Raw genomic sequence first — 19,909 nt, 5'->3', positions numbered from 1 at the left:
CTAATTTATCTCCTTTTAAAAATCAAATAGAGATAGTTGATTTGACTCTGGAAGATTTCCAAACATCCCTAAATCTGCCATAAGATCAATTACTGTTTTACTTACTTTTGTTCTTTGTCTAAAATCATCCCTAGACAAATACGGTCCATCCTTCGACGCTGATTCTACCGCTTCAGCAGCTTTATCGCCCATTCCTTCAATACTATTTAGTGGTGGCATCAATTTACCATCTATAATTTGGAACTTGTCCGCTTTCGCAGTATAAATATCAAGTGGAAGAAATTCAAATCCCCTCGCATACATTTCCTGCACAATTTTCATATCTTTCAATACATCCTGTTCCTTTTTACTTAAAGAATCCGAACGTTTCTTATAATCTCTAAGATAAAATTCTAATTTATCCTTTCCCTGACACATAATTTCATAAGAAAATGCGGATGCACGAATACTAAAATAGGCTGCATAATATGCCAAAGGATAGTTCACTTTGCAATAAGCAATACGGTACGCCATCATAACATAGGCTGCAGCATGTGCTTTAGGAAACATATACTTAATCTTTTCACAAGAACCAATGTACCACTCTGGGACTCCGTGTTCTAACATATGTTGTTTATATTCTGGCCATTCCTTGCATTTTCCTTTTGCAACAATTCCTTTACGAACACGTTCCATTATCGTAAAGGATTCTTCGCTATCTAACCCTTTATTAATTAGATATGTCATAATATCATCACGTGTACAAATCGCTGTAGAAATCGTTGCCTTTCCTTCCTGGATTAAGGTTTGCGCATTGTTAAGCCATACATCCGTTCCATGAGATAATCCAGAAATACGAATCAAATCTGAAATTGTTTTTGGTTTTGTATCTACAACCATCTGAATAACAAAGTCTGTTCCAAACTCTGGAATTCCAAGACACCCTACTGGACATCCTCCTATATCTTCTGGTTTAATTCCCAAGATTTCTGTTCCAGCAAAAAGCGCCATCACATCTGGGTCATCCAACGGAATTGTAGTAGCATCAAATTTTTTTCCAGTAATATCTGTAATCAGATCTTCTAACATACGAATAATTGTCGGATCATCATGGCCAAGAATATCTAACTTCAATAAGTTATGATCAATTGAGTGATAATCGAAATGAGTTGTAATAATATCTGTTGTCATATCATTTGCTGGATGCTGCACTGGCGTGAAAGAATTGATATTCTCTCCATGTGGGAGAACAATAATTCCTCCAGGATGTTGTCCCGTACTTCTTCTAATTCCAGTACACCCGTCCACAATTCTCTCAATTTCACATTTTCTTTTTCGACTATCTCTTTCTTCGTAATAATTTTTCACAAAACCATAAGCGGTCTTCTCAGCAAGTGTACCAATTGTTCCTGCACGAAAAGTTTGTCCTGTTCCGAAAATAACCTCCGTATATTTGTGGGCATTACTCTGATAGTCTCCCGAAAAGTTTAAGTCAATATCCGGCTCTTTATTTCCTTTAAATCCAAGAAACGTCTCAAAGGGAATATCAAATCCATCTTTTGCAAGAAGTTCTCCACAGACCGGACATTTTTTATCTGGCATATCCCAACCTGATAAACCAGAGTATTCACGCACTTCTTCTGATGTAAAATCACTATAATGACATTTTTTACAATAATAATGCGGACTCAATGGATTTACTTCCGTAATACCAGCCATAGTTGCAACAAAAGATGAACCAACGGAGCCTCTGGATCCTACAAGATATCCATCTTCCACAGATTTCCATACAAGTTTTTGCGCAATAATATACATAACCGCAAACCCATTAGAAATAATAGAATTCAACTCTCTTTCAAGACGTTCTACAACCATATCTGGAAGATTTTCTCCATACATGCTATGAGCTTTTTTATAACAAATATCTCTCAATTCTTGATCTGAATTTTCGATAATCGGTGGACACTTATCCGGACGCACTGGAGAAATTGGTTCAATCATATCTGCAATTTTATTTGGATTAGTAACAACAATTTCCTCTGCTTTTGATGAACCAAGATAAGAAAATTCCGATAGCATTTCTTCTGTCGTGCGCAAATACAGCGGAGCTTGATCATCTGCATCTGAAAATCCTTTTCCCGTCATAATAATTCTTCTATACACTTCATCATCAGGATCTAAAAAATGTACATCACAAGTACCTACAACCATTTTTTGAAATTCTTCACCTAATTTGACAATCTTTTTATTTATCTGTATCAAATCTTCTTTTGTATTTACATTCGATATACGTTCACTTTCCAACATAAATGCATTATTTCCTAACGGCTGGATTTCTAAATAGTCATAAAAACTAACAATTTTTGCAATTTGTTCTTCTGATTTATCGTTTAAAATCGCTTGATAAAGTTCCCCTGCCTCACAGGCACTTCCAACAATCAATCCTTCTCGATACTTATTTAATTCACTTTTTGGTATACGAGGCATACGACCAAAATATTTTAGGTGAGACATGGATACCAATGTATATAAATTTACCCTTCCAATATCGTTTTTTGCTAAAATAATCACATGATGCGCTGGCATTTTTCGAATCGCATCTGGATTCATAGCTCCAAATTTATTAACTTCTTTTAAAGTAGTTATTTCACGCTCTTTTAGCATTTCCACAAACTTCACGAAAATTTCTGCAGTAGCTCCTGCATCATCCACAGCACGATGATGATTTTCCAACGAAATTCCTAAAGTTTTAGCTACAATATTTAATTTATATCTCGAAAGTGTCGGAAGCAACACTCGAGCAAGAGCAACGGTATCCACTGATGTCAATTTTCGTTCTATACCAAGTCTTCTACAATTTTCCTCGATGAACCCTACATCAAATCCTGCATTGTGCGCCACAAGCACCGCATCTCCCACATATTCCATAAATTCAGGTAGTACTTTTTCTATCTTTGGCGCATCAATAACCATGGCATCTGTAATACTGGTTAATTTTGTGATTTCAAAAGGAATAGGTACCTCTGGATTAACAAATGTACTATAACGAGAGCAAATTTTACCATTGTCCACTTTCACAGCACCAATTTCGATAATTCTATCCTTTACCGAACTAAATCCTGTTGTTTCAATATCGAATACAACAAACGTATCCTGTAATGTCTGATTATCTTCATTCACCGCAATATCTGTCAAGTCATCTACTAGATATCCTTCCACCCCATAAATAATTTTAAAAGGATCGTCTTTATCCAATGTTTCAATATAATGGTTTGCATCTGGAAAAGCTTGCACCACACCATGATCCGTAATAGCAATTGCTTTATGTCCCCAATCATGAGCTCTTTTTACAATTGCTTTTACTTCTGACACCCCATCCATATCACTCATTTTTGTATGACAATGCAGTTCCACTCGCTTTATTGGACTTGTATCTTTACGTGTTGTTGTAAAATCTGGAATTTTTTTAATTCCCGTCACTGATCCTATCGTCAATTCGCCATCAAATTTGTCAATAGTTGTAACTCCCTTGATTTTCAAAAATGCACCTTTCGTAATCTCACTTAAAATTTCCGGAAGTTGTTCATTCCTTGTAAACATTTTTACCATAATCGTATCCGTAAAATCTGTTACTGCAAACATAACAATCGTTTTCTCATTACGAATTTCTCTCGTATCAAATTGAATCACTTTTCCACGAATAGTAATTTCTCCCATTTCACCGACAACCTTAGAAAGTTCAATCGGATCATCTTCAAAATTTCTACCATAAATAACATTCGGATCCTCTGACCTCTTAATAGAGGAATAAAACTCTTTCTTCTGAAATGTCTTTTTCTCTTCTTTGGATTTTACTATTTTTTCCTGTTTTTTATCAGTATTCTTTTCTTTCTCTTCTTCAATATGTTCTCTTCTTCGACTTTCATTTCCTTCCACAATCGAGCGAATTTCCTGTTGCAAACGCATTTCATTATATTTTTTATGTTTACTTTCTTTTGCCTTTTCATAAAATACTCGAATCTCTATCGGAATATTACACCGCTCACAAAATATCTCTTCCAATAATCGCACGATAGAATCCTGTTTGCCTTTTGCAACAATTGTATCTTCCAATGTTAAACAAAGAATACTTTCCTCTTCAAATGTGCATCTAGCATTTAAAAACATATTATATTCCACAGCACTTTTTTCTTTTAGTTCTTCTAAAATACTATCTCGATATTCTTTCATTAAATTTTCTGGTGTATATTGCTCTGAGAGCTGATATTTTTCCACAATATGAATAGAAATCGGTGTACGTCCAAACAATTGAGTTCTTATTATGTCTTCCATGTGATAAACATAAATTTTAGGAATTAAATGTGTACTTAAAAAATATATTTTTAATCGATCTTTCAAAGAAGTAGTAGTTACTTTTGTTACCTCTACTTCTTCAAATAAATACGCAATTTCTTTTTCTACCTGTAATGTTGGAAAGACATCAAAAAATCGTTTTCCCATTTTATTGTCCCCAATTCAAAAGTTCCTGTCTTAATGTTTCTAAAAGTTCTTCTTCTTTTACCTTTTTCACTATTTCACCTTTTTTGATTAAAAGTCCTTCTCCTATTCCTCCCGCAATTCCGATATCTGCTTCTTTCGCTTCTCCTGGTCCATTTACAACGCACCCCATAACTGCAACTTTAATATCGAGAGGAATATCTTCTACCATGTTTTCTACCTGATTTGCAAGTCCGATCAAATCTATTTTTGTTCTTCCACATGTTGGGCAAGAAACAACTTCTATTCCACCTTTTCTTAATCCCAAAGATTTTAAAATTAATTTTGCACTTTTGATCTCCTCTAATGGATCTCCAGTTAAAGATACACGTATTGTATCTCCCAAACCTTCATACAACATAATTCCAAGACCTACTGAAGACTTAATATTTCCAGATAAAAGCGTTCCTGACTCTGTAATTCCAATATGTAGTGGATATTGACATTGCTCAGAAATTAACTGATGCGCTTTAATACACATTAAGACATCTGATGATTTGATACTAACAACTAAATTATCATACCCCATGTTTTCAATCATGTGTACTTTGTCTAATGCACTCTCTACAATTCCTTCCGCTGTCACACCTCCATACTTTTCAATAAGGTTTTTTTCCAATGAACCACTGTTTACTCCTACACGAATTGGAACGCCGTATTCTTTTGCCTTATCTACAACTGCTTTGACTCTTGATACATCTCCTATATTTCCCGGATTAATACGGATTTTATCTGCACCATTTTCGATGGCTTTAATTGCTAAGCGATAATCAAAATGAATATCCGCAACAAGAGGAATATGTATTTGCTTTTTTATTTCTTTTAAAGCTTCCGCAGCTTCCGTAGTTGGAACGGCGCACCTAACAATCTCACATCCCGCCTTTTCCAACGCTAATATTTGTTCCACTGTTGCCTGTACATCTTCCGTTTTCGTATTGGTCATGGATTGAATAGCAATAGGATTCCCTCCACCAATAACTCTATTTCCTATACGAATCTCTTTTGTTTTTTCACGTCTCATTCTTTTTTCTCCTTTTTTCTTTTATAGTCAAAAAGAACCAAAGCCTCCACCTAGAAAATGTGGCTTTGGTTTATCTTTATTTCTTTACAAAAACAATTTGCTCACCATATTCACGTTCAGACAGAATTAATTTATCTTTTTCCAAACTATAGTCAAAAGTCGTTTCTATCATACTTATTTCTGTTTCTAAAGCTGTCTTTGTCAATCCCGCATCAGAATTTCTCACTGCTTTTTCAATCTCTGCATCATCAACCTTAAATGCAATTGTCTTGTTCTCTTTATCTAAAGTATAATTAATTTTCATCTTCACATTGGAAGCTTCAGCAATTTCAGACCATCGTGCTGTAGCAGAATCACCACTTCGAATTGTTAATTGCAAATTACTTTCCTTACTCTTCCATGTTCCTTTAAGTGGATTACCTGCAAATAAGGAAAACAAAAAATAAATAATTATTATGAGGAGAATAACAGATGCTCCAACTGTGACTATGCGCCAAATTCTACTTCTTTTTTCCTCATCATTCTTTGCTATAAACATTTTACCACAATTCCCTTCTTTATCGTTTACACTTAAATTATACGAAGTTTATCATGGACTGTCAACGCATTAAACTCGAACGAATTTTACAATTTTCTACTATTTTCTCATCATATTTTTTATTTTTTCCTTTGTTTCCTTATTTACTTTCCTTGACTCTCGAATCTTCTGCAAAGCTTTGTGATAAGTGAAATCATCTAAATTGTTCTTTTTTAAATATGTCATTGTTCTTTCAGGCATTTTGATAAAACAAATAGAAACTGCCCATGCAATAGCCATTTTCACATAATAGTCTGTATGGCAAATCCTATCAAAATGAGCAAATACCTTTTCTATATGTTTCTCATCTATATAATAAAAAATAATCATAACAATACTAAAGCGTACAAAATACGCCCTTTGATCATAAATGTATTTACTAATAAATCTCCACATTTCCTCTGGATATTTTTTTGTTTGCTTCAATCCTGCGCAAAAGCTATCACACGTAGACCAATTATCTATTTTAGGTAAAAATTGTTCTATCAGCCTTAAAATTTCTCCAATATCTTCTTTAATATAGCCAATAATCATCCCTTGTAACATTACTTCTTCATAACTTTCAGAAGAATATTTTTCTAAATAATATTTCCAATCTTCTTCCGCTATTTGCTTTGCCATCTTTCTCAAAACAGGTAAACGAACTCCAATTATTCTTTTCGATTCAATATTCGGAATTAACTTCGCCATAAATTGCTGAAAGCCTGGCTCAGCCAGACTTTCTAATTGTTCTCGTATATTCAATTCAATCTACTCTCCACCTAATTTACTTGCAACAAACCAACCTAAGACAAATGTAACAACACTTATAATCAACATTAAGATTGATACACCACTCCAGTCTGTTTTTATCAATATCGCAATCGGAGATGCAATAATTAAACCAATAATTCCATAATATGCGTGGATTTCTGCTTTTGAAAAAATGAACTCAATAAGCTTTGCAATTAAGAAGATCCCAATAACAACTCCAACTCCAAATGGTGCTAAAACACCAATTCCTGTTACAAGTTCTCCCGTATTAAATTTTACTAACGCATCTACAAAGTTATTAATAGCCTTTAATATTGTATCATAATAACCAAGTAACATTAACATCATGGAACCACTAACTCCTGGAACAACCATAGTTGCTGCTGCAACGATACCTACTCCAAATAATTTAATTACATTTACTACTCCAAAAGTAACATCAGCATTGCTTCCGCCTGTTTCTCCTAATAACGCCATGATAATAACCACACCGAAAAAAATTAAAAATGGAATTAATTTCCCAATCGTTACTTTGTGTCCCTTTACTTTTTTGAATATAAACGGAAGGCTTCCTGCAATCAATCCACAAAAAGCAAAGTTCGTTGGAATTGGATATGTTCCTAATAAAAATTCAAATAGTCTTGATAATGCAATAATCGCAATTCCTGCGCCTGCAAAAATCGGAATTAATAATTTCATGCTTTCTTTGAATTCACTTTTTAAATGTGTGATGGCATGAATCAATCTATCATACAATCCCATTGCAACCATCATTGTTCCACCACTGACACCAGGAATAATATTTGCTATCCCAACGACCATTCCTTGTAGTATTTGTTTAATCATCTTTTTACCTCTTTTATTCTCTTTTCCTGTCAAATATACAATTTGACTATGCTCAGAACAGTATCATATTTTATTCTATTTTTCAATATTTAAAAATATTTCTTTGCTAATTTTTCAAATTGCGGAAGTGCTTTTAGAAGCATTTCATAAGAAACACAATACGCAATCCTCACATATCCACCACATCCAAACGCGCTTCCTGGTACAAGAAGAATATGTAATTCTTTTGCTTCTTTGCAAAATTCTTTTTCATCTTCAATAGGAGATTTCATAAATAAATAGAATGCTCCTTTCGGTTTAATACAAGAAAATCCATAATTAGTCAAACTTTTATATAATGTTTCTCGATTTCTATTGTAATATGAAATATCTGTCTTCTCTTCTAAACATTTTTTCACAATTTTCTGCTGTAATGTAGGGGCATTTACAAATCCAAGAATACGATTAGCAACATTCATTGCCGATCTAACCGTCTTACTTTCACTAACTTCATCGGGTACAACAAGATATCCTATCCTCTCTCCTGGAAGTGAAAGTGATTTACTATAAGAATACGCTACTATAGTATTCGCATAATACTTTGTTACATAAGGAACTTTTTCTCCATCATACACAAGTTCTCGATATGGTTCATCTGATAAAAGATAAATATCTGATTTGTATTCTTTTTGTTTCTTATTCAATATATCTGCTATACACGTAATTGTTTCTTCTGAATAAATTACACCTGTTGGATTATTAGGTGTATTTATAATTACAACTTTTGTTCTTTCTGTAATTTTTTTCTCAAATTCATCTAGTTTAGGTTGAAAATTTATGGTGTTTGGTGAAACTTCCACTAAAACTCCATCAAAATTATTTACATAACTTCTATATTCTCCAAAATAAGGTGAAAAAACAATCACTTCATCTTTGGGATTTAATAATACTTTTAAAGCAACATTTAATCCTCCTGCTGCCCCTACTGTCATAATAATATTTTCTTCCGAAAAAGAAGTTTGAAATCTTTTATTCAAGGACAGTGCAACAGCTTGTCGAACTTCTATATACCCTGCATTACTGTTTGTATAACCATGTAATGTAAGTTCATCTTCCTCATCCAAAATCTCTCTAATTGCTTCTTTTACTTTTGCCGGTGCCGGAACATTTGGATTTCCTAAACTAAAATCATACACATTTTCTTTTCCATAAATTTTGGCCATGCGATTTCCTTCTTCAAACATTTTTCGAATTTCAGAACTATTCAACACCATTTTTTTCATTTTTTCAGAAATCATTTATCTCTTCACTCGTCCTTTCCCTATAAGAAACGCAGGTCGATATGACAACTTTGCTTTTCGAAGTCCTTCTACTCCAGCATCATCTTCTCTATTGATGTACTTATATCCTGAACATTCATGTTCAATAAACTGTTGATTAATCATTGGGTATGCTCCCTGTATCCCGGCAAACGCCTTTTCAATATGAACCACAAATGTATCCTCACTGACGGGTTCTCCCATTGTAAAAGCAACAACTTCCCCATCTACACGCAAAATTCCACCTATCATTTCTAATTCTTTAAAAAGTCGTAATGAATTGAGTGCAACGCACATTTCCGCATTTTTTTCCACATCTGCATCACATCCACTTTCTTTTCTCCACTTTAAAGCCATTTGAAAGCATTCCTCTACATTATTCTCTGTCATTGTTTCATACTTCCAATTTTGATGTTCAGCCTTAAATTTATTGATATGATTTCGTTTTCCATGCAATTTTTTCCCAGATAATGTTATTAATTTCTCTGATTCATATACATAATCTGCTATATCTCTATCATATGTAATTTGAAATTCATTCGGATACCACTCATTCAACTGTTTAAATTGTTCCTCTGTCACACAATATAATTCAAAGATTTTATTTTCTTTCTCACAATATTTCATTAGAAACTTTAATGCATTCTTTATATCTTCAATTTCTCCAATTGGATAGGTAAAAGCAATTTCATGATCTTCATTTTTAAATACAAGCGTATTCTCAATCACTGCATATTTTACTTTATAATGTCTTGACCAAAGATATGTATTTATAAATGTTCTCTCACAACTTCTAGATGGATATCGTTTAAAATATCCATCTAATAATTTTCTATCTTCCATTTCAGGACGTCTAAATTCTATATTTTTCATATCCACACCTTCATTCTATTTCTTTTTCTATTGAAATTGCATATGATATAACGATTCATAAATCCCTTTTTTCTGAATCAATTGCTCATGACTTCCTTGTTCTTCAATTCCTTTTTCTGTAAGAACCAAAATTCTTTTTGCATTTTTGATTGTAGATAATCTATGAGCAATAACAAATGTTGTTCTATCTTTTGCCAACATTTCCAACGATTGTTGAACCACTTTTTCGCTTTCATTATCCAAAGCTGAAGTTGCTTCATCAAAGATAAGAATTGGAGGATTTTTCAAAAACACTCTTGCAATAGACAAACGTTGTTTCTGTCCACCTGATAATTTTGCTCCTCTTTGCCCAATATCCGTATCGTATCCATCCGGAAAACTCATAATAAACTCGTGTGCATTTGCATTTCTTGCTGCACGAATAACATCTTCATCGGTAGCATCTGGATTTCCATAACGAATATTTTCCATAATTGTTCCTGCAAATAAGTATACATCCTGTTGTACAATACCAATATTATTTCTCAAATCATCTAATTTCATTTTCCGTATATCAGTATTGTCTATTTCAATTTTCCCACTTGTAGCCTCGTAAAATCTTGGAATCAAACTACATAAAGTTGTTTTTCCAACTCCTGATGGTCCTACAAGAGCAACATATTCTCCAGCTTTCACATCTAAATTAATATGAGAAAGAACTGGCTCATTTGTATCTTGATATTGGAAAGAAACATCTTCAAAACGAATCTCTCCTTTTAATTTTCCGACAGAAACAGCATCTTCTGCATCAGTAATATCCGGTGCAATAGAAAGCATTTCCTGAAATCTATCAAATCCCGAATATCCATTTTGAAACATTTCTGTAAAGTTAATTAATTTTTTTACAGGTTCAATAAAGTTATTAATATAAAGTAAAAATGTCACAAGATCTGCTACTAATACTGTCTTTGTTGTAAGTCCTTTTGCTCCAACAAGCAATACTACAACTGTTATTAAAGTTGTCAATGCAGTTAATGTAGAATGATATCCTGCCATATAACGATAACTTATTTTCTTTGCCGCCAAAAATCCATCGTTTCCTTTATGAAACTTCTCCATTTCAATCTCTTCATTAGCAAATGATTTAACAACACGAATTCCAGACAAACTGTCTTCAATTTGACTATTAATATCTGCAATTCTTGCTCGATTACGTTTAAACGCCGTTTTCATCTTCTTATTATAGTATACCGCAAAAATGACCATTGCTGGAACAAATACAAAAGCAACTATGGCTAAACGCAAATTAATATTTGCTAAAATAATAAAGGATCCAATAATTTTAATAATAGAAATAACAATATCTTCTGGTCCATGATGCAAGAGCTCTGTAATATCAAACAAATCACTTGTGATACGTGAAAGTAATGCTCCTACTTTTTGATTGTCATAAAAAGCAAAAGTTAATTTTTGATAATGACTAAAAATATCACGTCTCATATCTGCTTCCATTTTTGCTCCCATCATGTGTCCATAGTAAGCAATAAAATAATTACACCCAAACTCTACCAAAACCAAAGCAATCATTATGCTTCCCAAAAAAACAATTGTTTCCATCGCCTTATTTTCATTAAAATACACTACTTCGCTTGTAATATAACGAACCATCAAGGGAATTACCAATGTTGCAGCTGCTCCAATGATTGCAAAAAACATATCGCTATAAAAAAGTAACTTATAAGGCTTATAGTACGAAAATAGTTTCTTTAATTTATCTTTCATCTTTTCTCCTCCTTATTCTAAAATAAGGACGAAACTCCGAAAAGTCCGTCCTTATAATCTACTTATTTTTATAATATACTACATCTTTTCTAAAAGCGCAATCTTTTTCACACAACTTCCACCTATTCACAGAAAAGTATTTTTCTATTTATTTTCTTTTTGTCCTAACAATAACAATCCCTGACAATAATATCATTCCACCAAATAAGAAAATCGGCTCTGTATCTGATGTTTTTGGTGTATTTGCCTCTTTATTTTCCTTTTGTGTCTTGTCATTCGGTTTACTTTCTGCTGATACATCTTGGTTTTCTTCTGGTTGAGGCTGTGGTTCTGGCTTTGGTTGAGGTTGTGGCTCTGGCTCTGGTTGAGGTTGTGGCTCTGGCTCTACTTTTTCTTCCAAAGCATTATAGGCTTTTTCCACCTCGTTCTTCACTCTATCAACATCTTCCTGTGTAACCCCTTTTGTAAAGAGTTCTTTTGCTACTTTCAATGCGCTTTCTAATTCCTGCACACTTTCAACTGTATACAAATCTTTATTGATTTGTTCTGCTTGCGAAATCATTTGATCAAACGTTTTTAAATCCAATCCCCTTACTAATAAAATTTTTGCATCTAAATCTGCTTTCGCATTTTCTAGTTCAACTTTTGTACTCTTGGCATTTCCTAATACCTTTTTTGTTTTCTCCAATACTGTTTTTAATTCATTAATAGTCGAAACATCATACAAACGATAATCTTTTTCTGCAGCATCTACTATCTTTTGCGCCTTATCAATAACACTTTGTAACTCATTTCTTATTGCTGTCAAATCCTCTACAACTGGTGTTCCTTTAATTACTTTCTGTACCGCTTCCACAGCTTTATTATTCATCAAAAATTTTCCTGTAGGAAGTTCTCCTTTCAAAAGCATTGTTACATCTTTTGCAGCGTCAAATCCTTCTGTATTCCATTTCGGAAGTACTTGTACGTCAATCTTTTCACCAGATGCTTTTTCCATTTCTACTTGCACAATTTCTGGTAAATGTAACTCTTTCACAGTTGCTGTATTTTCCACCTTAATTTCTTTAAATGTATCTTTAACAGTTGTATAAGTCAATGGAGTCGTTTTTCTAATTCCTTTTACTGTTAATTCCGTAATAGAAACACTTCCGCCTACTGCCTGTGTATTTAATTTTTCTTTTGGAAAATACAAACGAAGATATTTTGCATTTAAAGGTGTTTCAAATGCTTTCTTATCTGAAATACCTTCTTTATTTGCAGATTCTCTTGTAATCGTCTCAAGGGTCACCCAATTTTGTTTGTCATTTGAAGCCTGAATTTGATACTCTGTTGGCCACACTTTTTTATAGAAATCAATTTGAATTTCTTTCATCAACACTGGATTTTCACCCATATCTAAAACAATCCACTGGTCTGCAATATCTCCATAACTCTTATCGTTTAACGCTCCACTACTCCAACGAGTATTTTTATCTCCATCTACAGATAAGTTTCCTGTATATGATGTTTCTGCCCCTGAACCTTTCACTCTTTCCACAGCAGACACCTCTACTTTTTGATTTAAAGCAAGGTTTACTACTTCTTCTACATCTGGTTTTTCTTCTGGTTCTGTAGAATCTACATAAATATTTTCTACTGCAACACCTATATCATCAGATGGATTTTTCCCATAACGTAAAACTAATTCATTTAATTCAACATCTTTTCCTTGTTCAAAATCAAAACGAATTGCATGAACATTTCCTTCAATTCCATTAAAATCTTGTTTGCTTTCTGTTAGTTTACCTAGTTTCTTTTCCGTATGATCTGCATTGATTAAAGTAACTTCTGCATTACAAGGTGTTCCTTGAAATACACTTAAACTATCTAAGTTTACATTGTCTGTCAATCTATATTCCAATTTATTTCCTGTTTTTACATTTTGCACGTGGAATAACGTTGATAAGTTTTTGTCATCCAATGCTTGTACATTTCCTTTTGTATTTGTCACAGCCACTTCAGGAGAAATTGTAGCATGAGATGTTTCCCCTTTATTTACTTCAATTTCATGAATTTTTAAATAATATCCATATTCTCCCGTTACCTGCAAACGAACATATCGTCCTACCTGTCCATTTGCATTAGCGCTATAACTTCTAAGCGGTGGAACTACTTTCCCATTGTCATTAAAACTACCAATTTTTGGGAATTTCTTATTATCTGTCGATATAAACACATCTGCATTTTTTATTCGTGGATTTCCATCTGCTGTCCAAAATGTAATATCGCGAATTGGTTTCGTTTCACCTAAGTCCACTGTAATGTAATCTCCGACCTTTTGTGCACGGTTTGTCCATACAAATGTTTCTGTATTTCCATCTACCATGTTATTCCAATTTCCTTCTCTAATTTCCTTAATATTCGTTTCTTTAAAACGAAGTTTATTTGGAAGATTGTCAACAATCATGGAGAAACGTTTTAAATTTACTGTTATAGTTCCCTCTCCCTTATTGATTAAACGAATATATTTTGCTTCTAAATGTTTTGATTGTGTACCCACTTTCGCAGTCTGCCATTCATCTCCATACAATGAATATTCGAGTGATAAACCATTTGTATTTTCGCCCTCTACAATAATAGAAGAAATTTCTGCAATCGCTTCTTTTTTCACTCCAATATAATCGCCTTTTTTCATTGTAATATTAGAAAGATTTCTTACACCAAACTCTTTTTCCGCAATTGTCAATGGTTGTTTTGCATAAGAAGACATATTCGTATAAATACGATCCGCTTTTTTCTCTTCACCTGCGACATTTACCCATTTATCTAATTCAACTTGCACATCTTTCAAACAAGTATTTACAAATGGAACCAATCTCTTATTTCCAGCTTTTGCTGCTACTCGATCATTGCTTTGCCCAAATTTATATGTACGACTATTATATGCGTTCATTTCTTTTGAAGCTCTTGAAAACGCCTTCCATACTTTAGACATATCTGGTGTTTTTGTTGAAAGTTCAGCCTCCGCTACCAAAATAGATTCTCCTGCTTTAGCTACATTATCAAGTGCTTGAAGCCATCCTTCTCCATTTTCTATTCCACCTGGATTTGATAACTCTTTTACTAGCGCTTTATTTTCACATTTTTTTTGGAAACTGTCTATTGCAGTCTGCATATGTTTAAATTCTGCAAATAATTGTTTTACTTCCTCAGATTGCGCATTAAGCGTATTTTTTTCTACCGCGTTTTTCACTTTTTCTAAAGTATCTTTCAAGTATAGCGATTCCTCAAATCCCTGTGGAATTCTTCCTGAATTTGGACAATCAGATACGTTTCTTGCTATCGTTAAATATTCATCATACACTTCTGGCTGTAAATATTTAAAACATTGTTCCCAAACTTTCTCTACATGTTTAGAATAACCATTTACATTCCAAAAATAAGCCCCTAACTGAAATAAAGGAACTTTATCTGCTTCAGCAAAGAAAATCGGATTAGATACTGCACCAGCAAGTCCTGAAATATTATCACGGATATAATGTGTACTGCTTCCTAAGAAAATTCCAGATTTTGCATGTTCATTGCATGGATAGTTTACCCAAAATACTGGATTATGTCCTGTTTTTTCTTTTACATAATTAATTGTCGACTGTTCAAATGGAGAGTTTACATCTTTCCCTGTCCAAAAAATAAGTACGTCTTTATCAAACTTTTTCATCGCCTCTAATTCAGCAGGTCTAGCCCATGCTTCATTATATCCTTGTGGACAATAAATAATTGGCTTACAACCTTTTTTATTAATATATTCTTTCGTCAAGTCGTTAACCAATTGTACAACTATTTCATTTGAACCTGATCCAAAATCATCATTTAAAATACAGAAACGTCTTACACCTATATTATAAAGTTGATCAAATTTCTTTTTTAACTTTTCTTTTCTGTCCTGATAGGTAGAATCAACCTTTGTTACACCATTTAAAACTTTTGTTAAATGTACAGACCATGAAAATTCCGTTTTTGTTTCAGCCTGTAAATTTGCCAATTCTTTAAATTCATTTAACATGTTTTCTGGATATAATTGATCCCATTTATCTGTATGATACGAATCTGTTTTTGAAGCATATACATACAAGTTCATTTTTGCCTGTGGTGCAAATTTCATTAAACTTTTTCTCTGTTCATGTGTCCAACCACCATAAAATCCTTCTATATATCCCCTTGCATCTATAGAAGCATAATCCATAATTTCAACTGGGTAAAACTTCTTTCCAGCAAAAGAAGAAAACATCATTTCCAAAGTAGACACACCATAGAATACAGCATCGCTATCTTTTCCTAAAATAACAATTTCTCCATTTTTTGCATAAAGCGCATATGCATCTTCTTTTGCAAAGTGATTTGCGTCTATCTTTTTCTCTTTAAACCATTTGTCTGCTTCATCATTTTTACCATATATTCCTAAAATAATTTTAGACTGCTTCTGGTTTGCCTTTCCCTTTTTTTCTATCCTATTATATTTTTTCAATACATTTGCTAAATGTTTATTTGTAGCATCATCTATGTCTTTTCCGCTTACAACTTGAACCTCTTTACTTATTTCAAACTCTTGTTTTGGATCCGAATATTTTATTTGTTGAGGTACTGGATAAATTTGATACTCTTTTCCACTTGTCATCGGATCTCCTTTGTTCCACTTAGAAACCCAAGGCGACTCAACAGTTGAAATATTTTCTTTTTCGTTTTCTACTGCTTTTGTAGGTACAGCTACTGTAAAAACCATAGCAACCGTAAGCATCGCACTTACAACACTTTGCCACATTTTCTTTTTCCGCATTCTTTTTCCTCCTTCTATGCTTTTCGCACTCATGAATATGTCTATTATATCATATATCTTTTTATTTTTATCTATATTTTTGTGCTTTTTAACTATATATATTGATACAATCACATATTTTTTTTGCATTTTTATTGTTTTTTCTGTTATTTTTGTTTCAGCAACATGAGTTTTGTCTAAAAAAACAGAGTGAGTTTTGGAAAGCTCACTCTGTTTTTTCAACTTAAATATAAAATTTTTTATTCATCATTCATATTTGCCAATTTTGCTGCTTGATCTGCCGCAATCAATGGGTCTATAATTTCATCTAAATCCCCGTTCATAATATTATCAATTTTATATAAAGTCAACTTAATACGATGCTCTGTAACACGTCCTTGTGGGAAATTATAAGTACGAATCTTTTCAGAACGATCTCCTGTTCCAATTTGACTTCTTCTTGCTTCTGCTTCTGCAGATTGTTGTTTTTCCAATTCTAATTCATACAATTTTGAACGAAGTAATCTAAAAGCCTTTTCCTTATTTTGTAACTGTGATTTTTCTGTCTGGCTATAAATAACAATGCCTGTTGGATAATGAGTCAAACGTACAGCCGAGTCAGTTGTATTTACACACTGTCCTCCATTTCCAGAGGCACGCATAACATCAATACGAATATCTTTATCATCAATTACAACGTCAACTTCTTCTGCTTCTGGCATAACTGCAACAGTAATCGTAGAAGTATGAATACGTCCACCTGATTCTGTTTCAGGAACACGCTGCACTCGATGCACACCACTTTCATATTTCATTCGTGAATAAACACTTTGTCCACTTACCATAAAAACAACTTCTTTAAATCCACCTATTCCATTTTCATTAAAAGAAATCAATTCTGTTTTCCAACGTTTACTTTCGGCATAATGCACATACATACGATACACTTCTGCAGCAAATAGTGCCGATTCATCTCCACCTGCTCCTGCACGAATTTCTACCATAATATTTTTATCATCATTAGGATCTTTTGGAAGAAGTAAAATTTTAAGTTCATGTTCTAATTCTTCTACTCGCTTTTTCGAAGTAGATAATTCTTCTTTTACTAATTCTCTCATTTCTTCATCTGATTCAATATCAAGCATTTCTTCACTATCTGCAATTGCCTGTTTTGCGCTCTTATATTCATTATACGCATCTACGATTGGCGTTAAATCCGCCTGTTCTTTCATTAATTTACGAAAACGATTTTGATCATTCGCTACATCTGGTTCTTGTAATTCACCCATAATTTCTTCAAAACGAATGATTAAATCTTCTAATCTATCAAACATATTTTTCCTCCTATCCATTTACCCTCTTCTCAAGTATTCTACACGCCATAGACTACACGGTCAAGTCCTGCCAAATCCTTTTTTATCTTTACATTAACAAAACCTGCTTCTTCCATTAGTCTTTTTACTTCTTCACCTTGGGTATTTCCTATTTCAAAATATAACCTACCGTTTTTTGTTAAATATTTCTTACTGTCTTTTATTATTTTTCGATAAAAATAAAGTCCATCTTCCTTCCCATCAAGTGCAAGTAACGGATCATGTAACTTTACTTCTTCTTCCAAATCCTCTATTTCCTTTGTCTTTATATATGGAGGATTAGACACAATTATATCATACATACCTTCCACATCTTCAAATAAGTCACTCTGTATAAATGTAGCATCTACTTTGTGCATCTTCGCATTTCTTTTAGCAACTTCTAATGCTTTTTCAGAAATATCAACGCCAATTCCTTTTGTCCCTTTCGAGTGTTTTAACAAACTAATCAAAATACACCCCGAACCTGTACATACATCAAGAATATTTTCTGTCCCATTTAAGTGTTCTAAAATACTTTCTACCAAGATTTCTGTATCTTGTCTTGGAATCAGCACATTTTCATTTACTTCAAAAGATAATCCCATAAACTCCTGTTCTTTTGTTAGATGTTGAAGAGGGATCCTTTTTATTCTCTGTTCAATAAAATCTTTATATTGTGTTTCTTCCTCTTCTTTTAATTCTTTTTTAGGATTAGCATAATAAATTGCTCTATCAACCTTCGTTACATACTCCAAAAGAATCCATGCATCTACGGAAGCATTTCTAATTTTATTTTTCTCTAATACCTGTTTTCCTTTACGATACGCTTCTTCTAATGTCATTTTCTATCCACTCCAAACACTTCTCTTTGATACTCTTTCCAGTCAAATACTGCTTCAACAGACTGAATAGCAACTTCTATCATATCATCATCCGGTTCTTTTGTTGTTAAATTTTGTAGCCACAAACCTGGTTTACTCAACAAGTTTACTAATATGTTGTCATTATTTCCTGCCCATTTTATTAATTCATAAGAAATTCCTGCAATTACTGGAATAAGTGCAATTCTAAGAACCACCTTTACTAATTGTGAATCTGAACGAATAAAAAATAACACCACACAACTAACAAGCATTACAAACAAAAGAAAACTTGTTCCGCATCTTTTGTGTTGTTTCGAAGATTTTCTTACATTGACCACATTCAATTCTAACCCCTGTTCTATGCAATTGATACATTTATGTTCTGCTCCGTGGTACATAAAAACACGCTTTATGTCTTCCATTCTTGAAATGATTAAAACGTATCCAATAAAAATAAGAATTCGAATAATCCCTTCCAATGCCGCAAGCACTGCACTTGAATGAATAATATTCTCTGCAAAGCTAATCAAATAGTACGGCAATACCATAAAAATGCCTATGGCTAATACTACAGAGATTCCAACAATAATCCCTGTAAGAATAGATTCTTTTTTCTTTTTTTCTTTTTTTTCTTCTTCTGATAAAGATATTTTTTGCTCTTCTTCATCAATAAACTCAGATGAATAGGTTAATGTTTTCATTCCTAAAACCATGGAATCAACAAAATTAAATATACCTCGTATAAATGGGATTTTTGTAAGAACTTTCCACTTTACAACCCCCTTATAAATATCTTTCTTTACTTCTATTTCTCCATCAGACTTTCGTACTGCTACGGCGTATTCTTCTCCATTTTTCATCATTACACCTTCTAGTACAGCCTGACCTCCTATATTGGACGATTTCATAATCTACCACCATCCTTCTCCTTAACGTAATACAGGTTGAAGTTTTCCAACCTCAACCTGTACATACTGGATTCTATTATGCTTGAATTCCGTATTTCTTATTAAACTTGTCAACACGACCACGAGCCTGAGCTGCTTTTTGCTGTCCTGTGTAAAATGGATGACATTTTGAACAAATTTCCACATGAATGTCTTCATTTGTAGATCCAGTTACAAATGTGTTACCACAGTTGCAAGTTACTGTTGCTTGATAATAATCTGGATGGATTCCTTCTCTCATGATTTCACCTCTCTATTTTTATTTGTGTGTAGTTTCCTACACATTAACATTTCCTTAAACATCTTTC

At 33.1% G+C, this 19,909-nt stretch carries 13 protein-coding genes; all 13 read right to left on the bottom strand.

Annotation, left to right across the window (positions count from 1 at the left end):
• Positions 1–15 precede the first annotated feature (15 nt).
• Positions 16–4,479 (bottom strand): PolC-type DNA polymerase III, encoded by a 4,464-nt coding sequence (locus ACY2U7_RS09145; RefSeq protein WP_461816275.1) that lies wholly within the window; start codon positions 4,477–4,479, stop codon positions 16–18.
• A gap of 1 nt (position 4,480) precedes the next feature.
• Entirely contained in the window at positions 4,481–5,536 is a 1,056-nt protein-coding gene (ispG, locus tag ACY2U7_RS09140) for a flavodoxin-dependent (E)-4-hydroxy-3-methylbut-2-enyl-diphosphate synthase (RefSeq protein WP_461812338.1), read from the bottom strand.
• A 76-nt stretch (positions 5,537–5,612) separates the two neighbouring features.
• The gene (locus ACY2U7_RS09135) at positions 5,613–6,074 is read right to left on the bottom strand and encodes a hypothetical protein (RefSeq protein WP_461812337.1); all 462 of its coding nucleotides are present in this window, start codon (positions 6,072–6,074) and stop codon (positions 5,613–5,615) included.
• Positions 6,075–6,173: 99 nt separating this feature from the next.
• On the bottom strand, positions 6,174–6,857 hold the full coding sequence (locus ACY2U7_RS09130; protein WP_461812336.1) for a DNA alkylation repair protein: 684 nt from the start codon (positions 6,855–6,857) through the stop codon (positions 6,174–6,176).
• 6 nt (positions 6,858–6,863) lie between these two features.
• Positions 6,864–7,712, bottom strand: coding sequence for a DUF368 domain-containing protein (locus ACY2U7_RS09125; RefSeq protein ID WP_461812335.1), 849 nt, complete (start codon positions 7,710–7,712; stop codon positions 6,864–6,866).
• Between the two features lie 89 nt (positions 7,713–7,801).
• On the bottom strand, positions 7,802–8,989 hold the full coding sequence (locus ACY2U7_RS09120) for a pyridoxal phosphate-dependent aminotransferase (protein WP_461812334.1): 1,188 nt from the start codon (positions 8,987–8,989) through the stop codon (positions 7,802–7,804).
• On the bottom strand, positions 8,990–9,883 hold the full coding sequence (locus ACY2U7_RS09115; RefSeq protein ID WP_461816274.1) for a DUF2156 domain-containing protein: 894 nt from the start codon (positions 9,881–9,883) through the stop codon (positions 8,990–8,992).
• 27 nt (positions 9,884–9,910) lie between these two features.
• On the bottom strand, positions 9,911–11,644 hold the full coding sequence (locus ACY2U7_RS09110; protein ID WP_461812332.1) for an ABC transporter ATP-binding protein: 1,734 nt from the start codon (positions 11,642–11,644) through the stop codon (positions 9,911–9,913).
• Positions 11,645–11,792: 148 nt separating this feature from the next.
• The gene (locus ACY2U7_RS09105) at positions 11,793–16,457 is read right to left on the bottom strand and encodes a beta-N-acetylglucosaminidase domain-containing protein (RefSeq protein WP_461816273.1); all 4,665 of its coding nucleotides are present in this window, start codon (positions 16,455–16,457) and stop codon (positions 11,793–11,795) included.
• A 239-nt stretch (positions 16,458–16,696) separates the two neighbouring features.
• Positions 16,697–17,770: a peptide chain release factor 1 gene (prfA, locus tag ACY2U7_RS09100; RefSeq protein WP_461812330.1), complete on the bottom strand. Its 1,074-nt coding sequence runs from the start codon at positions 17,768–17,770 to the stop codon at positions 16,697–16,699.
• A gap of 38 nt (positions 17,771–17,808) precedes the next feature.
• Complete coding sequence (gene prmC, locus ACY2U7_RS09095; protein WP_461816272.1) at positions 17,809–18,633, bottom strand: peptide chain release factor N(5)-glutamine methyltransferase; 825 nt, start codon at positions 18,631–18,633, stop codon at positions 17,809–17,811.
• A complete protein-coding gene (locus tag ACY2U7_RS09090) occupies positions 18,630–19,562 on the bottom strand; it encodes a DUF1385 domain-containing protein (RefSeq protein ID WP_461812328.1) in 933 nt (310 codons plus the stop codon). The genes prmC and ACY2U7_RS09090 overlap by 4 nt, the downstream gene beginning before the upstream one ends.
• Before the next feature lie 76 nt (positions 19,563–19,638).
• Positions 19,639–19,842 carry a 50S ribosomal protein L31 gene (rpmE, locus tag ACY2U7_RS09085; RefSeq protein ID WP_009460583.1) on the bottom strand — a complete coding sequence of 68 codons (204 nt, stop codon included), beginning with the start codon at positions 19,840–19,842 and terminating at the stop codon, positions 19,639–19,641.
• Positions 19,843–19,909: the final 67 nt, after the last annotated feature.

The sequence above is a fragment of the Faecalimonas sp. genome (assembly GCA_029264305.1).
In the GTDB taxonomy this organism is placed as follows: domain Bacteria; phylum Bacillota; class Clostridia; order Lachnospirales; family Lachnospiraceae; genus Faecalimonas.
The sequence above is the reverse complement of the archived record's forward strand: the minus strand, read 5'-3'. Positions and strand labels throughout refer to the sequence as shown.

Coding starts and splice junctions, on each gene's coding strand:
- ispG (WP_461812338.1), bottom strand. CDS start 5,536: ATGAGACGTGAAAAAACAAAAGAGATTCGTATAGGAAATAGAGTTATT.
- rpmE (WP_009460583.1), bottom strand. CDS start 19,842: ATGAGAGAAGGAATCCATCCAGATTATTATCAAGCAACAGTAACTTGC.
- ACY2U7_RS09110 (WP_461812332.1), bottom strand. CDS start 11,644: ATGAAAGATAAATTAAAGAAACTATTTTCGTACTATAAGCCTTATAAG.
- ACY2U7_RS09125 (WP_461812335.1), bottom strand. CDS start 7,712: ATGATTAAACAAATACTACAAGGAATGGTCGTTGGGATAGCAAATATT.
- prmC (WP_461816272.1), bottom strand. CDS start 18,633: ATGACATTAGAAGAAGCGTATCGTAAAGGAAAACAGGTATTAGAGAAA.
- ACY2U7_RS09090 (WP_461812328.1), bottom strand. CDS start 19,562: ATGAAATCGTCCAATATAGGAGGTCAGGCTGTACTAGAAGGTGTAATG.
- ACY2U7_RS09135 (WP_461812337.1), bottom strand. CDS start 6,074: ATGTTTATAGCAAAGAATGATGAGGAAAAAAGAAGTAGAATTTGGCGC.
- ACY2U7_RS09145 (WP_461816275.1), bottom strand. CDS start 4,479: ATGGGAAAACGATTTTTTGATGTCTTTCCAACATTACAGGTAGAAAAA.
- ACY2U7_RS09105 (WP_461816273.1), bottom strand. CDS start 16,457: ATGCGGAAAAAGAAAATGTGGCAAAGTGTTGTAAGTGCGATGCTTACG.
- ACY2U7_RS09120 (WP_461812334.1), bottom strand. CDS start 8,989: ATGATTTCTGAAAAAATGAAAAAAATGGTGTTGAATAGTTCTGAAATT.
- prfA (WP_461812330.1), bottom strand. CDS start 17,770: ATGTTTGATAGATTAGAAGATTTAATCATTCGTTTTGAAGAAATTATG.
- ACY2U7_RS09115 (WP_461816274.1), bottom strand. CDS start 9,883: ATGAAAAATATAGAATTTAGACGTCCTGAAATGGAAGATAGAAAATTA.